The 15,435-nt window shown below is 38.7% G+C and carries 13 protein-coding genes and 1 pseudogene; all 14 read left to right on the plus strand.

What is annotated here, in order from left to right:
* Positions 1 to 96: pseudogene (locus JFC05_RS11820) on the plus strand (IS1595 family transposase); the annotation flags it as partial.
* A gap of 50 nt (positions 97 to 146) precedes the next feature.
* Positions 147 to 1,655: a glycosyltransferase gene (locus tag JFC05_RS11825; protein ID WP_198337011.1), complete on the plus strand. Its 1,509-nt coding sequence runs from the start codon at positions 147 to 149 to the stop codon at positions 1,653 to 1,655.
* Between the two features lie 19 nt (positions 1,656 to 1,674).
* Positions 1,675 to 2,823 (plus strand): UDP-galactopyranose mutase, encoded by a 1,149-nt coding sequence (gene glf, locus JFC05_RS11830; protein ID WP_198337012.1) that lies wholly within the window; start codon positions 1,675 to 1,677, stop codon positions 2,821 to 2,823.
* Positions 2,824 to 2,833: 10 nt separating this feature from the next.
* Positions 2,834 to 3,772, plus strand: a complete 939-nt coding sequence (locus tag JFC05_RS11835; protein ID WP_227697545.1) for a glycosyltransferase — start codon at positions 2,834 to 2,836, stop codon at positions 3,770 to 3,772.
* Positions 3,773 to 3,850: 78 nt separating this feature from the next.
* Positions 3,851 to 5,461, plus strand: coding sequence for an aldolase catalytic domain-containing protein (locus JFC05_RS11840; RefSeq protein WP_198337014.1), 1,611 nt, complete (start codon positions 3,851 to 3,853; stop codon positions 5,459 to 5,461).
* The gene (locus JFC05_RS11845) at positions 5,461 to 6,153 is read left to right on the plus strand and encodes an acylneuraminate cytidylyltransferase family protein (protein ID WP_227697546.1); all 693 of its coding nucleotides are present in this window, start codon (positions 5,461 to 5,463) and stop codon (positions 6,151 to 6,153) included. Before JFC05_RS11840 ends, JFC05_RS11845 begins: the two co-directional genes overlap by 1 nt.
* Positions 6,150 to 6,833: an HAD family hydrolase gene (locus JFC05_RS11850; RefSeq protein ID WP_198337016.1), complete on the plus strand. Its 684-nt coding sequence runs from the start codon at positions 6,150 to 6,152 to the stop codon at positions 6,831 to 6,833. Before JFC05_RS11845 ends, JFC05_RS11850 begins: the two co-directional genes overlap by 4 nt.
* 70 nt (positions 6,834 to 6,903) lie before the next feature.
* Complete coding sequence (gene galE / locus JFC05_RS11855; protein ID WP_198337017.1) at positions 6,904 to 7,917, plus strand: UDP-glucose 4-epimerase GalE; 1,014 nt, start codon at positions 6,904 to 6,906, stop codon at positions 7,915 to 7,917.
* A 29-nt stretch (positions 7,918 to 7,946) separates the two neighbouring features.
* Positions 7,947 to 9,674: an SLC13 family permease gene (locus tag JFC05_RS11860; protein ID WP_198337018.1), complete on the plus strand. Its 1,728-nt coding sequence runs from the start codon at positions 7,947 to 7,949 to the stop codon at positions 9,672 to 9,674.
* Positions 9,675 to 9,733: 59 nt separating this feature from the next.
* Entirely contained in the window at positions 9,734 to 10,336 is a 603-nt protein-coding gene (cysC, locus tag JFC05_RS11865) for an adenylyl-sulfate kinase (protein WP_198337019.1), read from the plus strand.
* Between the two features lie 11 nt (positions 10,337 to 10,347).
* The gene (locus JFC05_RS11870; protein ID WP_198337020.1) at positions 10,348 to 11,325 is read left to right on the plus strand and encodes a DHH family phosphoesterase; all 978 of its coding nucleotides are present in this window, start codon (positions 10,348 to 10,350) and stop codon (positions 11,323 to 11,325) included.
* Positions 11,326 to 11,364: 39 nt separating this feature from the next.
* Positions 11,365 to 12,216: a UTP--glucose-1-phosphate uridylyltransferase gene (locus JFC05_RS11875; protein ID WP_198337021.1), complete on the plus strand. Its 852-nt coding sequence runs from the start codon at positions 11,365 to 11,367 to the stop codon at positions 12,214 to 12,216.
* 133 nt (positions 12,217 to 12,349) lie between these two features.
* Positions 12,350 to 14,014 (plus strand): glucose-6-phosphate isomerase, encoded by a 1,665-nt coding sequence (gene pgi / locus JFC05_RS11880; protein WP_198337022.1) that lies wholly within the window; start codon positions 12,350 to 12,352, stop codon positions 14,012 to 14,014.
* Positions 14,015 to 14,035: 21 nt separating this feature from the next.
* On the plus strand, positions 14,036 to 15,322 hold the full coding sequence (locus JFC05_RS11885) for a UDP binding domain-containing protein (RefSeq protein ID WP_198337023.1): 1,287 nt from the start codon (positions 14,036 to 14,038) through the stop codon (positions 15,320 to 15,322).
* Positions 15,323 to 15,435 lie beyond the last annotated feature (113 nt).

A 15,435-nucleotide genomic window follows, 5' to 3' on the forward strand; every position in this document is an offset into this window, starting at 1 on the left:
CTCTATTTAAAGGAATGTGAGTGGCGTTTTAATCACAGTGACCCAAAGTCGCAATTACTACAATTAAAACAATGGGGTAAACAGGGTTTGAACTAGTTATCTAGGACAGCCCCGAAATCAATTTCAAATTAGATAGATGGGAATATATGAAAATATTATTTTATAACTGGGTAGATTACTTAGATTCTGAAAATCGTGGTGGCGGAGTTAGTGTATATCAACGTAATGTCTTAGATTATTTATCGAGAAGTACAGATCATGAACTTTATTTTCTGAGTGGTGGTATATCATATGATTTAATTAATTCAGACGTTCGAATATCTAAGATGGATCATGGTAAAAAACCAAGCTCCATGGAGATGGAAAAAGTCGAACGCTTCGAAATAGTCAACAGTCCTGTTCTTTCTCCTGCGCATCATTCCTTCGGTAATGATGCACAAATATCGGATGAAGAAACAGAAAGAGTGTTTTTTGAATTTGTTAAGAATTATGGTCCCTTTGACGCTATACATTTTAATAATTTAGAAGGTATTCCAGCTGCAGTTTTAGATATTAAGCAGAAATATCCGAATACTAAAGTTATTCTCTCAATGCATAATTATTACCCATTCTGCTCTCAGGTCAATCTATGGTATCAAGAGAAAGAGCATTGTGATGACTTTTTCTATGGAAAAAAATGTATCGGCTGTTTATCGTATGTACCCAATGAATACGATATAAAAAGAGCTAATGCAATTGCGTTTAGTTTAAAAAAGCGAGGTATTGGGCCTGGCAGTAAGATCTTCTCCAACTTATTTAAAGTAGAACTTAAGGCCTTGAGGTTCTATGAAAAGCGTGGTTTAGGTAAAAAGCTAAGTTTAAACTATCAGAAGACAACTAAGGATGATAATAAGCTGTTCATAGAAATTTCTGGTGAAAAGTATGTTGGACGCCGCAATGAGTTTGTCAAGCTCATCAATGAAAACTGTGATCATGTATTAGCTGTTTCTGATCGTGTTGGTGAGATTTCTATCAATTATGGTATCAATAAAGAGTTAGTAGTTACAGATTATATAGGGACTAAATATTCTGAGATTTATTCGCAGACACCAACACCAAAAGGTCTTATTACTGACCAAAATGGTGAACTAACTCTAACTTATTTAGGTTATATGAGAAGAGATAAAGGTTTTTATTTCTTAGTAGATGCCTTATATAATATGCCACCAGAGCTTGCTAATAAAATAAACATTATTGTTGCGGCTAGGAATACAGCTCCAGATCAGCTTGAAATTTTAAAGGGTCAAATCTGGAAGTTTAAGTCTATTTCATATGCTGATGGATATACTCATGAAACTTTACCAGATATTCTAAGTAAAACTAATGTTGGTATTATTCCAGTGCAATGGGAGGATAATTTACCTCAAGTTGCAATTGAAATGCACTCTCAAAAAATACCATTAATAACCTCACACAGAGGAGGGGCTCACGAGCTCTCGAACAATCCTGAATTTACTTTTAATAGTGATAGTCAGGATGAGTTATATGCAATTCTTCAGAAAATGGTCAGTGGGGAGTTGAAGCACGAAGATTATTGGCCAAAAGCTATGAAGCCAGTTGGACTTGAAGAACACTGCTCTAAATTAACTAATGTTTTTTTTCGACAGTCAAACTAATTTATTAAAAGTGAGTTATATGAACATTTTAATCGTAGGCGCTGGATTTTCAGGCGCAGTAATTGGTCGTGAGCTCGCAGAAGCGGGTCATAAAGTAGATATTATAGATAGCCGTGAGCATATAGCAGGTAATTGCTATACAGAGCGAGATAAAAAAACAAATGTTATGGTTCACTCTTATGGACCTCATATTTTTCATACTGATAATGAAGAAGTATGGAATTATGTAAACGCTCACACTGAGTTTATGCCATATACCAATAGAGTTAAATCTACCTCTAAAGGGAGTGTATATTCACTACCGATCAATTTACATACAATTAACCAATTCTTCAATAAGACAATGAATCCTGAAGAGGCTGAAAAGTTTATTATTGAAGAGCAGGCTGATACGAGCATTACAGAGCCATTAACCTTTGAAGATCAGGCCATGCGCTTTGTGGGTAAAGATTTGTATGAGGCATTTTTTGAAGGATATACCAAAAAACAGTGGGGCTGTGAGCCATCAGAGCTACCTGCTAGTATTTTAAAGCGCTTGCCTGTTCGTTTTAATTATAACGACAACTACTTTTTTCATAAGTATCAGGGTATGCCTGTAGAAGGTTATACGCCAATCGTTCTAAGTATCTTAGATCATGAGAATATAACAGTCACTTTGAATCAAGATTTTTCACAAGACTTAGCTGAACATTACGACCATGTGTTTTTCTCTGGTCCTTTAGATGGCTACTTTAACTATCAGTTGGGAAGGCTGGGTTACAGAACATTAGACTTTGAACGTATTGATTATGAGGGCGATTATCAAGGCTGTGCAGTGATGAATTATGGTGATTTAGAGGTGCCATATACTCGTATTGCTGAGCACAAACACTTTACACCTTGGGAGCAACATGAAAAATCCGTTTGCTTTAAGGAGTTTAGTCGTAGCTGCGGAGAAAATGACATCCCTTATTATCCAATACGCTTAGTCAAAGAAAAAGAGATGTTGGCTAAATACATCAAGTTAGCTGAAGCATCGCAGAAGGTGACATTTGTCGGTCGACTTGGTACTTACCGTTATTTGGATATGGATGTGACCATTGCAGAAGCCCTAAGCACAGCTAGAGAGTTTCTAAAAGATATTAGCACTGGCAATAATCCCAAATCTTTTTATGTAGAAGTATTATAGAGAGTGCAGCTTGAATATAACTTGCGTTATCGTGTCACATAATTCTGCTAATACTATTAAACAGTTAGTTGATAGTTTATTGGTGCAGAGCCTAAAACCAACAATAATTATTGTTGTAGATAATGCAAGTAGTGATGATACTGTTTATATACTTCAAAAGCACAGTGCGTACTCTAATACTCTACAGGTAGAAAGTCTGTCTTTCAATATTGGCGGAGCTGGTGGATTTCGTAGAGGCTTAGAGCTTGCTATCAATACTGCCTCTGACTATATTGTGACGTTCGATGATGACGTACGTATTACAGACTCAGAGTACATAAAGAAGCTAGTATCATTTGTAAAAAATGAAAAGTTAGACGTTGCAAGTTCATTAGTTGTTGATATCGATAATCATAAACAGTCATCGTTTTATTATAAATTACCTTCCGGTAGCACAAATAACGTTGAGTTAATATCGCAAAGCAAAAGTTTAATTAACGACGTTAAGTTTTTTAATGGCGCGATACTGACTATTTATGCTCTCAATGAACTGAAAGGACCGCGTCCTGAGTTCTTTATACGTGGCGATGAACAGGAATTTAGGCTAAGGGTGCTTAGCTCTAATTATAAGGTTGGGGTTGCTAAAGATGCTATCATCTATCATCCTTCAACTCATCAAGAGAGTGTTAAATTTAAAGGTAATAATTTAATAATAATAAAGCATTTGGGGAAACAGTATTTTTCTACACGTAACCGAGTCTATTTATATAGCCGATTCTATGGTCATCAACACTCACCGCTTAAGATGTTTAGGATGTTAACTAAGTCATTATATGTATACTGTAATTATTATATAAGTCATAAGGATTATATAGGTCTTTATATATGGCTTAGAGCTTTTATAGATGGAGTTAGCGGCAGGTTAAATTCTACATTTTCTAATACAATTAAGCATAAGTACTTTGAATAATATTATAGTTAATCATTCTTAGATTTAAAAAAATGTTTGTAACGTTTATTTAAGAAAATTTAAAATAAAGGATATTTTATGAGTAAGTTAACAGTTTTAGACTGCACATTACGCGACGGTGGATACTACAACTCGTGGGACTTTTCAAGAGAGGTAATTAATGAATACCTCGAAGCCATGTCCGCTGCAGGCGTTGATATTGTAGAGCTTGGGTTGCGCTCATTAAAAAATAGTGGTTTTAAAGGAGCGTCTGCTTATACGACTGATGACTTCATCAATAGCTTGCCTATTCCTGATGGCTTAACGGTTGGTGTTATGATTAATGCTTCTGAATTAGTAGGTGACACACCCCAGCTGGAGGTGCTAGAAGCACTTTTTCCTGTATCGGCTGATGAGTCGCCAGTAGATTTAGTACGTATTGCCAGTCATGTCTATGAATTTGAGGGGGCATTGCAGGCTGTAAGCTGGCTGACAGACAAGGGCTACCGCGTTGGTTTTAACCTCATGCAAATCGCTGACCGTACCGAAGAAGAAGTGATTAAGCTTGCACAACTTGCTAAAGAGTATCCTTTAGACGCGCTTTATTTTGCAGACAGCATGGGTAGTATGATGCCAGATGACGTTTCAAAAATCATTGGTTGGCTGCGTACACATTGGGATGGTGATCTTGGTATTCATACTCATGATAACTTAAACCTGGCTTTATCAAACACATTGCGTGCTATATCTGAAGGCGTTACATGGGTTGACGCGACTGTTACTGGTATGGGCCGAGGTCCTGGTAATGCAAGAACTGAAGAGCTTGCTATTGAAGTAGCTGAACTACGTGGCAAACCAACTAACTTAGTTCCTTTGATGACCATCATTCGTAAATACTTTAAGCCCATGCAGACTCAGTACGGTTGGGGCTCTAATCCTTACTACTTCTTAGCAGGGAAGTATGGCATCCACCCTTCATATATCCAATCAATGATGGCGGATGCACGTTATGATGAAGAAGATCTCTTAGCTGTAATAGAGTATTTACGCAACGAAGGTGGTAAGAAGTTCAATACCGCTACCTTAAATAATGCAAGAGAGTTCTATTCGACTGAGCCAAAAGGTAGTTGGTCGCCATCGGATGTCTTTAGTGGACGTGATGTGTTGTTACTAGGGACAGGTCCAGGAGTTAAGCACCATCAAGAAGCTTTAGAGAGTTATATTAAGTCACATAATCCAGTGGTTATAGCGATGAACACTCAGACTCATATTGATGCTGAGCTAATCAACTATCGTATCGCTTGTCATCCAGTAAGGCTTCTAGCAGATGTAGAGGAGCACGTTACTCTATCGCAGCCACTTATTACTCCATATTCCATGCTACCTGAGTCTGTTAGAGAACATCTAGCAGATAAAGAAGTCAAAGATTATGGCATTACTGTTGAAAGTGATACCTTTGCCTTTGGTGATAGCTATTGTACATCTCCATCTTCTTTAGTAATGGCTTATGCATTTGCGGCAATTACAAGTGGTAAGGCTAATAAGCTATTACTTGCTGGATTCGATGGATATGAAGGTAAAGATCCTCGCAATGAAGAGATGAATAGTGTCGTATTAAACTATCGCAACACTGAAGGAAGCCTTCCACTTCTAGCGATTACACCATCAAGATACGATGTTGAAAAAGTCAGCGTATACGGGATAGTGTGATGTCTAATAAAGTCACCTGTTTTCTACCTTGCCGTCAAGGAAGTCAAAGAGTACCCAAGAAAAATATCAAACCCTTTGCAGGGTTTGATAATGGGTTAATTGAAATAAAGCTTAAGCAGTTACTTTCAAGTAAACGAATTGATGAGATTGTTTTAAGTACCAATGACTCTGAGATTATCGAGTTTGCACAAAGCGTTCAAGATAAACGTTTGGTCGTTCATAAAAGAGATGAAGAGTTGGCTTTAAGCTCTACAAGCACGGATGAGCTGGTTGCTCATGCTGCAAGTCTTATTTCAGAGGGACATATTCTTTGGACGCATGTTACCTCACCATTTATCAATGCTGATCAATATGATGACATTTTAGACATCTACTTTAAGCAGCTTGAATCTGGCTTCGACTCTTTAATGACTACCTCGAAAATCTATGGTTTCTTATGGGAAAATGGAATCCCATTGAACTATGATCGTGCAATAGAAAAATGGCCGAGAACTCAGACTTTAGAGCCAATACATGAAGTAAATAGTGGCGCGTTCATTGCTCCTTTGTCTGTTTATAAAGAATTGGACGATAGAATCGGGGAATCAGTATATCTTTATCCTTTGGATAAGCTGGTTAGCCATGATATAGACTGGGTAGAGGATTTTATTATTGCAGAATCTCTTGTAGAAAAGGGGTTGGTAGCGTTATGAATAAAGTAAGTAATATTGATAGTTATAAAACTATCATTTTCGACTGTGACGGCGTAATTCTAAACTCGAATAAAGTGAAGACAGAAGCTTTCTACAACACGGCACTACAGTTCGGTAAGGCTGCTGCCGAGAGGTTAGTTAAATATCACATAGAACGAGGAGGTATTTCCCGGTATGAGAAGTTCCAATGGTTTATTGATAGTTTAACGGAAGACGATTTGGCTCAATCCGAAAGTGAGCCAAACTTAGACAGTTTATTAGCTACTTATGCTTCTGAAGTGCATAAAGGTCTTCGAAGCTGTGAAATAGCTGAAGGACTAGCAGAATTACGTAACAAAACTGAAGCCAGCACTTGGTTAATTGTATCGGGCGGAGACCAAGCAGAGCTTCGAGAACTATTTACTGAGCGAAATATAGCTCAGTATTTCGATGGTGGTATATTTGGCAGTCCTGATACAAAGGAAACAATACTTAAGCGCGAGCTTGATAATAAAAATTTAACTTTACCTGCCGTTTTTATTGGTGATAGCAAATATGACTATACTGCTAGTAAGAGCATTAAGGGTATTCACTTCATCTTTGTTCATAAATGGTCTGAAGTAGAAGACTGGGAATCTTTTTGTAATTTCAATCACATTCCTCATTTAACAAGTATTAAAGGTCTGTTGTTAAGCAATTAAATAGATCCAAGTTTTAGAGATTATAAATTTAGATTCACATTATAAAGCTATATAAAGGTTGACGTTTAAAATGATCCTATTAACAGGCGGTGCAGGTTATATCGGTTCACACATGCTGTGTGAGCTACTTGAGGCGAATCATGATGTCATCATATTAGATAACCTCAGTAACAGTAGTGTTGAAGCTGTCAAAAGAGTTGAGTCTTTGACCAACAAGCATTGCACTTTTATAGAAGGTGATATTCGAGACCGTCAGCTACTAGACGATATTTTTAGTCAACATAGTATCGACTCAGTATTGCATTTCGCTGGCCTGAAAGCCGTTGGCGAGAGCGCTGAAAAGCCCTTAATGTACTTTGAAAATAACATCACAGGCAGCTTGGTGCTACTTGAGGCGATGAAAGCGGCCAATGTCAAAAAAATAGTATTTAGCTCATCGGCGACAGTATATGGTGATCCTGAGCAGCTGCCTATCACTGAAGACTGCCCGACCTCTATGCCGACTAACCCATATGGTTATACCAAATTGGCAGTAGAACAAATGATGATGCAGCTAGTACAATCAGACCCAGCATGGTCTGTGGCAGCGTTACGTTATTTTAATCCTGTCGGCGCACACTCGAGTGGCATGATAGGCGAGGACCCTCAAGGTGTTCCTAATAACTTACTGCCTTATATTGCTCAGGTTAGTGTTGGTCGTCGTGATAAGCTTTCTGTCTATGGAAATGATTACGATACACATGATGGCACCGGAGTTAGGGATTATATTCATGTGGTTGATTTGGCAAAAGGTCACCTACGTGCTCTAGATTATATAGCTGATAAAACCGGTTATTTCGTGTGGAATCTAGGCACAGGCAATGGTTTTTCAGTATTGGATATGGTAAAAGCCTTCGAAAACGCTAGTGGTAAAAAGATTCCCTATCAAGTGGTGGATAGACGAGAAGGTGACATTGCTGCTTGTTTTGCTGACCCTAAGAAGGCGGCGGTAGAGCTTGGATGGACAACTCAGAAAAACATTGATGACATGATGGAAGACACCTGGCGCTGGCAGAGTCAAAACCCACAAGGCTATGGCAACTAAACTTATTCGGCCTTTACAATGAGTGATTTATGACGCCAACCATGTATCTATTGAGTGCTTTATTAGTCATATTAATTGCATTACTTATTAAATTCCAACAGCATACTACCGCCATATTCGGTGGCGTTTTACTCTTAATATTTGCCTTTGGTTGGATTGACAGTGCGACCTTATTGGGTAATGCTGCCAACGAGGGTTTAGCCACCTTAGTATTATTGATACTGATTTCATATGTACTGGAAAAGACCAGTGTATTAACGCACCTAACGCGGCACTTGTTTTCTAAGTCTGAGCGTACGTCAATCATTCGCACCATTGCCTTTTCTGCCATTTCTTCTGCTGTATTAAATAATACAGCGGTTGTGGCTGCTATGATTAGTAGTATTCAAAAAAACCATAATATCAACACATCACGTATCCTATTGCCCATGTGTTTTGCGGCCACTCTTGGTGGTACGATGACACTGATTGGCACATCGACTAACCTAGTTGTTAACAGTATGTGGATGAAACAAGGGCATGAGGCTATTGGTTTTTTTGACCTTACGGCCGTTGGTGTAGTGGTATTTGTTGTTGGTTCGGTTGTTTTGTATTTTACCAGTCTGCTTTTACCCAATAGGGAAATGGTAAAAGAGCCTGTAGAAGAGTATTTTGTAGAAGCTAAAGTAGAAAACAGCTCTAGCTTGGTCGGTAAGACAGTGGAGGAAGCAGGTCTGCGCAATCTCATGGATCTATTTTTAGTAGAGATTGTTCGTGGTGAGCGTTTGATTGCACCAGTGTCTCATTCAAGAGTGCTGCAAGCGGGTGATAAGCTGTTGTTTAGTGGAAACGTCAAAAAAATTCAGGTACTAAATCAATTTCCTGGACTGACACTATTTGCGCAAAAGACAGGACTGCATACTCAAGAGCTAACTGAAGTGGTCATTAAACAAGATTCCACACTGGTAGGACATACACTAAAAAACACCGGATTTAGAGCAAAGTTTGATGCAGCCGTTGTGGCTATTCGCCGTGAAAACGATCAGGTTAGTGGGCGTTTAGGAGAGGTAAGTTTAAGAGCTGGTGACATTTTATTACTGTCGACAGGTGAAGACTTTGCGAGCCGTAGCAACCTACGCAAAAACTTTTTTATACTGTCTGGTGTTACGCCTGACAACATGATATCCGGCTGGCGAGAAAAGCTGGTCGTTTTTGGTTTTATTGCAATGATTGTTGCTTCGGTGATAACAGGCAAATCATTGTTTGATTTATCACTGTTTTTGTTTGCTGCACTGTTATTCACAGGCTGTATTAGTGTCAATGAAGTCAAGCGACACTTTCCTATTAGTATTTGGGTCATTGTTGTCAGTGCATTGTGTTTGGCCAATGCCATGCAGTTTGTCGGGCTGGATGCTCAAGTGGCGAAGTTTGCAGCAAGCACACTTGTCGGCCATGGACCAATATGGATTTTGCTTGGTGTGATGGTAATGACGATAGGCATTACCGAGTTATTGACGAACAACGCAGCGGCTGCTCTTATGTTCCCGATTGCCTATAGCCTGGCAACTGGGATGGGCATTGATCCTTTTCCAATCATCATGGCCGTTTGTTTTGGCGCGTCTTGTTCATTCATTAGCCCGTTTGGATACCAGACCAATCTTATGGTATACAACACGGGTATTTACAGGTTGCAAGACTTTGCTAAAGTGGGCTCGCTAATCACATTAGCATTCGTTTTAGTCTGTGCTATTATGATTCCCTTTATTTACCCATTTTGAGCAACCATTAAATATAGTCATTAATCGTATAAGATATTTATTGAAACTGAGGATATAACATGAGTGAAGCGAAGAATATTGTGTGGCACGATGCAGGTGTCTCTTCGGAAGAGAGAAAAGAGAAGATAGGCTCTAAACCCTGTATATTATGGTATACGGGGCTCTCAGGGTCTGGGAAATCAACAGTAGCAAATGCCGTAGATAGAATTTTGTTTGATAAAGGGTATACTACTTATCTATTGGATGGTGATAATATACGTCATGGTTTGAATAAAGACTTGGGTTTTAGTGATGAGGATCGAGTGGAAAATATTCGCCGCATATCTGAAGTAAGTAACCTTTTTTTAGATGCAGGTCTGATAGTAAGTACGGCATTTATCTCACCATTTAGAGCTGATAGGGTGCAAGCAAAAGCATTAATCGGTGATGCGCGTTTTATTGAGGTTTTTGTTGATGCACCGATTGAGACCTGTGAGGAGCGTGACCCCAAAGGCCTGTATCAAAAAGCCCGTGAAGGTGTGATTAAAAACTTTACAGGAATCGACTCACCGTATGAATCACCACTTTCTCCAAGTATCCACTTATCGACTAATTGTGATGATGTAGAACAATGCGCCAATCAGGTGGTTGATTACTTGCTTGAAAATAAGTTCATCGGATAGGTTATTTGATAATGAGTAAGTACATAGATGTATTCAATGGTGATGCGGATGGAATTTTTTCACTTATTCAATGGCGTAAAGCCTATCCTCTCACTGCTCAGGATCAACAAATACTTATTACTGGAGTAAAACGTGACATTGCTTTAGTCAGTAAAATTGATGATGAGTTAGCGCACCTGTCTAAAATCACAGTACTAGACATATCTTTTGATAAAAACCAAGAAGATGTCAACCGAGTCTTAGATCACTGTCAGTCGTTATTCTATTGTGACCATCATAAAGCCGATAGTTTGTTTGAACACCCTAAACTGACATCACGGATTAATACCAAGCCAACCGTTTGTACTGGCTTGTTGATTAATGGTGAACTCAAAGGTGAACACAGCTTGTGGGCCATAGCCGCTGCTTTTGGCGATGGGTTAGACAGCATCGCAGACAAGTATGTTGCACAATTGCGACTCGATACGATACAGCGACATCAGCTGAAAGAGCTTGGGGTTTTAGTCAATTATAATGGCTATGGCAGCAGTGTTGACGATTTGCACTTTAGTCCCGAAGAGCTTTATAAGCTCTTGGTGAGTTATGATACGCCGTTTGATGTGATTGCTGATGAAAACTCCCCGTTTAGGCAATTAAAAGAGGGTTATGAGACAGACATCACGCAGGCTAAAAATAGTCAGCAATTAGCGCAAGAAGGTATTGTTGCTGTCATATTAGATGACGCTGCTTGGGCACGGAGAATAAGTGGTACTTATGGTAACCAGCTTGCAGCAGATAGCCCCGACAAACCTATTGTGGTTGTTACAAATAATGCATCGGGCTCGTATACTATTAGTTTAAGAGCGCCGAAAAACAACCCATATGGGGCCAGTACTATCTGTAGCCAATTTGAAACAGGCGGTGGCCGAGAAGGTGCGGCTGGCATTAACCAATTACCAGTTGAAGAACTAGATAAGTTTTTAGATACTGTTGCGAAATATTACAAATAACAGGTATTTATAACATAAAAACTGAATATGGATTTTATTATGAACACTGTAAAACATGCCGTGATTCCAGTAGCAGGCTTCGGAACCAGAATGTTGCCTTTATCTAAGTCTGTTCCAAAAGAGTTATTACCATTAGGGAATAAGCCTGCTATTCAGTACGTTATCGAAGAAGCTATAGAAGCTGGTATTGAGCATATTGTTTTGGTAACCCATGGTCAGAAGCAGGCGATTGAGAACTATCTGGATATTAATTTTGAATTAAATACTCAGTTAGAAGCCAAAGGTAAGACCGAGCTACTCAGTAAGGTTAACTGGCTACCGAATAATGTAAAAGTGAGTGCAGTGCGCCAAGGCAAGGCACTCGGACTAGGTCATGCCGTGCTGTCTGCGGCGCATGTGGTGGGTGACAACCCTTTTGTTGTGCTGTTACCGGATGTGATTATTGATCCTTTTATTACAGATTACTCTCGTGATAACTTAGTAGAAATGATTGCTAACTTTGAAAGCTCTAAACGCAGTCAAATCATGGTCGAGGCTGTTGCTGACGAAGATGTTCATAAATATGGCATTGCTGAACCTTTAGAATCTGATAGCTCATCTGGTCAGCATAACAGCTTTGCAGTTAAGGGGTTTGTAGAAAAGCCTGATCTAGCTGATGCACCTTCGAATCTCGCAATTGTGGGTAGATATGTTTTTGATGCTGCTATTTTCAGTTATTTAGAAAAAACCGTACCAAGTGTGGGTGGTGAGATTCAACTAACAGATGCTATTGATGCGCTTATTTCAAAGTATGGTGTTGATGTTTATCAAATGAAGGGTCAAAGCCATGATGCGGGAGATATGACAACTTATATAAAAGCATTTACCTACTTTAGCGAACAGCAGGCTTAACTGGTTGTCGTAAAGTAAACACATTTTGGTTGGAAAAATCTACTTTTGAGCTTGTTATATTATTAATAATAATGAGTACTTAAAATAAATATGATTGAGACAATTGTATTATAAGGCGCATTGGAAGCTAGTTATGAACGATCCTACTACTACAACAGCATGGAATGAGTTAGAAAGCTTGGTTCAGACAGTTCCCAGTTTGTCTGAATTATTTAGTAAGGATACTTGCAGAGCACAAAAGTTTTTAATTGATTTTGAAGAAGTATGCTTTGACTATTCTAAGCAGTCAATTGACACGATTATTAAGGGCAAACTCATTGAACTTGCTGAAAGTATGGGGTTGAAAGAGTCCATAAACAGCTTGGTTACAGGGGGAAAAGTCAATGTTACTGAAAATCGACAAGCACTGCACACAGCGTTAAGATTACCTCGAGGTAGATCTTTAGTAGTTGATGGTGTTGATATTGCTAAAAAAGTACATGCAAGCCTTGGTGAGGTTGAAACTATAGTTAATAGGCTGACTGAAGGGTTGTGGCGCGGCTATTCAGGACAAGCTATTAAAGATGTTGTTAATATTGGTGTGGGCGGATCAGATTTGGGTCCGCTTATGGCTTGTACTGCGCTTGAAGAGTGGAATGGGCAAGATAGTGTTGAAGGAAAAGGGTTAAAGTATCACGATATCGAAACACATTTTGTGTCCAATATGGATGGAACCCAGTTAGAAAAACTATTAAATACATTAAACCCTGAAACAACTGTATTTATCATCTCGTCTAAATCTTTTCGGACATCAGATACACTTTCTAATGCTAATACGGCACTTTCTTGGCTGTCTGAGTATTTCAAAGATATTGATATCATTAAGAAGAATCATTTCATTGGAATTTCTGCTAATTCTTCGGCTATGAATGCTTGGGGAGTTGATCCAGCCAATCAACTAAAGCTTTGGGACTGGGTGGGGGGGCGATTCTCTATGTGGTCAGCCATAGGCTTAACCGTTGCTTTAAAGTTAGGTATGAATAATTTTAGAGAGCTGTTGAGTGGCGCTCATATAATGGACGAGCATTTTATTAACACACCTTTTGAAGATAATATCCCAGTGATGATGGGGTTGGTAGGAGTATGGAATAGTACTTTCTTAAATATTCATGCACATGCTGTACTTCCGTATGATGGGCGCCTAAGCCATTTTCCTAATTATTTAACTCAATTAGAGATGGAAAGTAATGGGAAGTCGGTTAATCTATCAGGTGCTATAGTCAATTTTAATACGTGCCCCATATTATGGGGTGAAATTGGTTCTAATGCGCAGCATGCTTTCTACCAACTCCTGCATCAGGGAACACAAAAAGTAACAAGCGATTTTATTGCTTTCATCAATCGGTATGATGAAAGTGAGGAGTGTGTTAATGCGCAGTTGCAGACGCAGCACAAAATGAGTTTAGCCAACTGTTTGGCTCAAAGTAGAGTGCTAGCATTTGGAAACAGAGCAGTTAGTTCTAAAGCTGATACTCAAGTTGTTGAGTCTAACCCTCACAAACATTATCACGGTAATCAACCATCTTCTACCATTCTTATTAATAAACTGACTCCTAAAACTTTGGGTATGCTGATAGCTATGTATGAACATAAGGTTTATGTTATGGCAAGTATATGGGGTGTTAACCCTTTTGATCAATGGGGTGTGGAGGTTGGAAAAATAGTGGCTAAAGAGCTGAATGATGCTGTTTTGAACAACAAAATCAACTATGACGATTCTACCAATGAGCTATTAAAGCGTATTTGTGGCTTAGGTTAACTATGATTACAGCAGTCTATTATGAGAAATGAAACGCGAGATCAAACGGCACATATGGATATTTGTATTATCGGCAATAATGCTAAATCTGTTGCTGCAGCTACAGCCTTAACATATTTAGGCTGCAAAGTTGCACTCTATGCATTGTCTGAGAATGAAGAGCAGCATTTAGAAAAGTATAAGTTTGATAAATACTTATGTGACCAATGGCGTAAGAGTATTGATGAGCAGTCGCTGACTTACCACAACTTAAATGTTAGTGATATTGAAAATACTGATTTTAAACATTACTGGCTGTTTCTAGATCAAATACCAGAAAGCATGCAGGAAAAACTGGTTCTAGGACTAAGTCAAAGTAGTAGAAATATATTGCTAAGTGGTATTGAGCCAATTGGACGCATTGATCAAATAGCCAATCAGTTGTCTTCTGCTAATGTTTTCTATATCCCTTTTGTCTTCTTAAACCAAGCCTCTGTCTATCTTGCTACTATAGCACCGAGTTTGTTGCTTGTCGGAGAGAAATCTCTAGGTACTGCGGCTAAAAATTTAATTATCCAAAAGCTTATTGAAAATAGTGAACAAAGCCATATTCACGATGTCAAAACAGTTGAGTTCGCACGCAGTTGTATGGTGAACTTGATGGCGAGTAAGCTTAGTTTATTGAATGAAATGGCCCAAGCTGCAGAAGGTAGCTCGGTAGATATGCTAGATGTTGAAGCGATTTTACAGCTAGATAAACGCTTGGGTGAAGGCTTTTTAAAATCCGGTTGGGGTTATGGTGGAAGTACTTTACCAAAAGAAAATGCAATGCTTAAACAGCATTTAAAGGGGCTCAACCTACCATTTAATATGATTGAAGAAGTAGAGAAAATTAATAATGAGCAGAAGGAGCTGATATTTCAAAAAATATGGCGCTATTTCGGCTCTTATATTTCTGGTAAGAAAGTAGTTATATGGGGTGCAGGTTATAAGAGAGGTACTGGCAGAACAAAAGGGAGTGCAATACACACTTTGCTGCCGTTGTTTTGGGGTCATGATGTAGTAACTCTTATATATGATCCTCTTGCTGAGGATGAATTGAATGAAATATATAAGCAGGATTCTAGATTGGAATTTTTAAACTCACCGTATGAACATCTTGATACCTCAGATGCTGTTATTATTATTAACTGGTCAGAAGATAATAAACCAGATATTAACGTCATTAACCAATATCAAACGCCAGTGTTTGATGCGCGTAATTTATTGAGCAGGGAACAGGCATCCCAGTTAAATGGTTATTATACGGGAATAGGTCATGGCAAGTAAGGTCGTTTATATGATGGACGATAAAGCATAAAAGAACCCCATTAGTTAAGTCACTAATGGGGTTTTATTATATTCTGTATAGTATGAGTGATTTATGACTGGTTATAGCTGTT

Source organism: Psychrobacter celer (genome assembly GCF_016107555.1).
GTDB lineage: Bacteria > Pseudomonadota > Gammaproteobacteria > Pseudomonadales > Moraxellaceae > Psychrobacter > Psychrobacter celer.

Bases quoted from the DNA above. Each gene is read 5' to 3' on its own strand.
- JFC05_RS11825 (WP_198337011.1), top strand. From the start codon at position 147: ATGAAAATATTATTTTATAACTGGGTAGATTACTTAGATTCTGAAAAT.
- glf (WP_198337012.1), top strand. From the start codon at position 1,675: ATGAACATTTTAATCGTAGGCGCTGGATTTTCAGGCGCAGTAATTGGT.
- JFC05_RS11840 (WP_198337014.1), top strand. From the start codon at position 3,851: ATGAGTAAGTTAACAGTTTTAGACTGCACATTACGCGACGGTGGATAC.
- JFC05_RS11845 (WP_227697546.1), top strand. From the start codon at position 5,461: ATGTCTAATAAAGTCACCTGTTTTCTACCTTGCCGTCAAGGAAGTCAA.
- JFC05_RS11850 (WP_198337016.1), top strand. From the start codon at position 6,150: ATGAATAAAGTAAGTAATATTGATAGTTATAAAACTATCATTTTCGAC.
- galE (WP_198337017.1), top strand. From the start codon at position 6,904: ATGATCCTATTAACAGGCGGTGCAGGTTATATCGGTTCACACATGCTG.
- JFC05_RS11860 (WP_198337018.1), top strand. From the start codon at position 7,947: ATGACGCCAACCATGTATCTATTGAGTGCTTTATTAGTCATATTAATT.
- cysC (WP_198337019.1), top strand. From the start codon at position 9,734: ATGAGTGAAGCGAAGAATATTGTGTGGCACGATGCAGGTGTCTCTTCG.
- JFC05_RS11870 (WP_198337020.1), top strand. From the start codon at position 10,348: ATGAGTAAGTACATAGATGTATTCAATGGTGATGCGGATGGAATTTTT.
- JFC05_RS11875 (WP_198337021.1), top strand. From the start codon at position 11,365: ATGAACACTGTAAAACATGCCGTGATTCCAGTAGCAGGCTTCGGAACC.
- pgi (WP_198337022.1), top strand. From the start codon at position 12,350: ATGAACGATCCTACTACTACAACAGCATGGAATGAGTTAGAAAGCTTG.
- JFC05_RS11885 (WP_198337023.1), top strand. From the start codon at position 14,036: ATGAGAAATGAAACGCGAGATCAAACGGCACATATGGATATTTGTATT.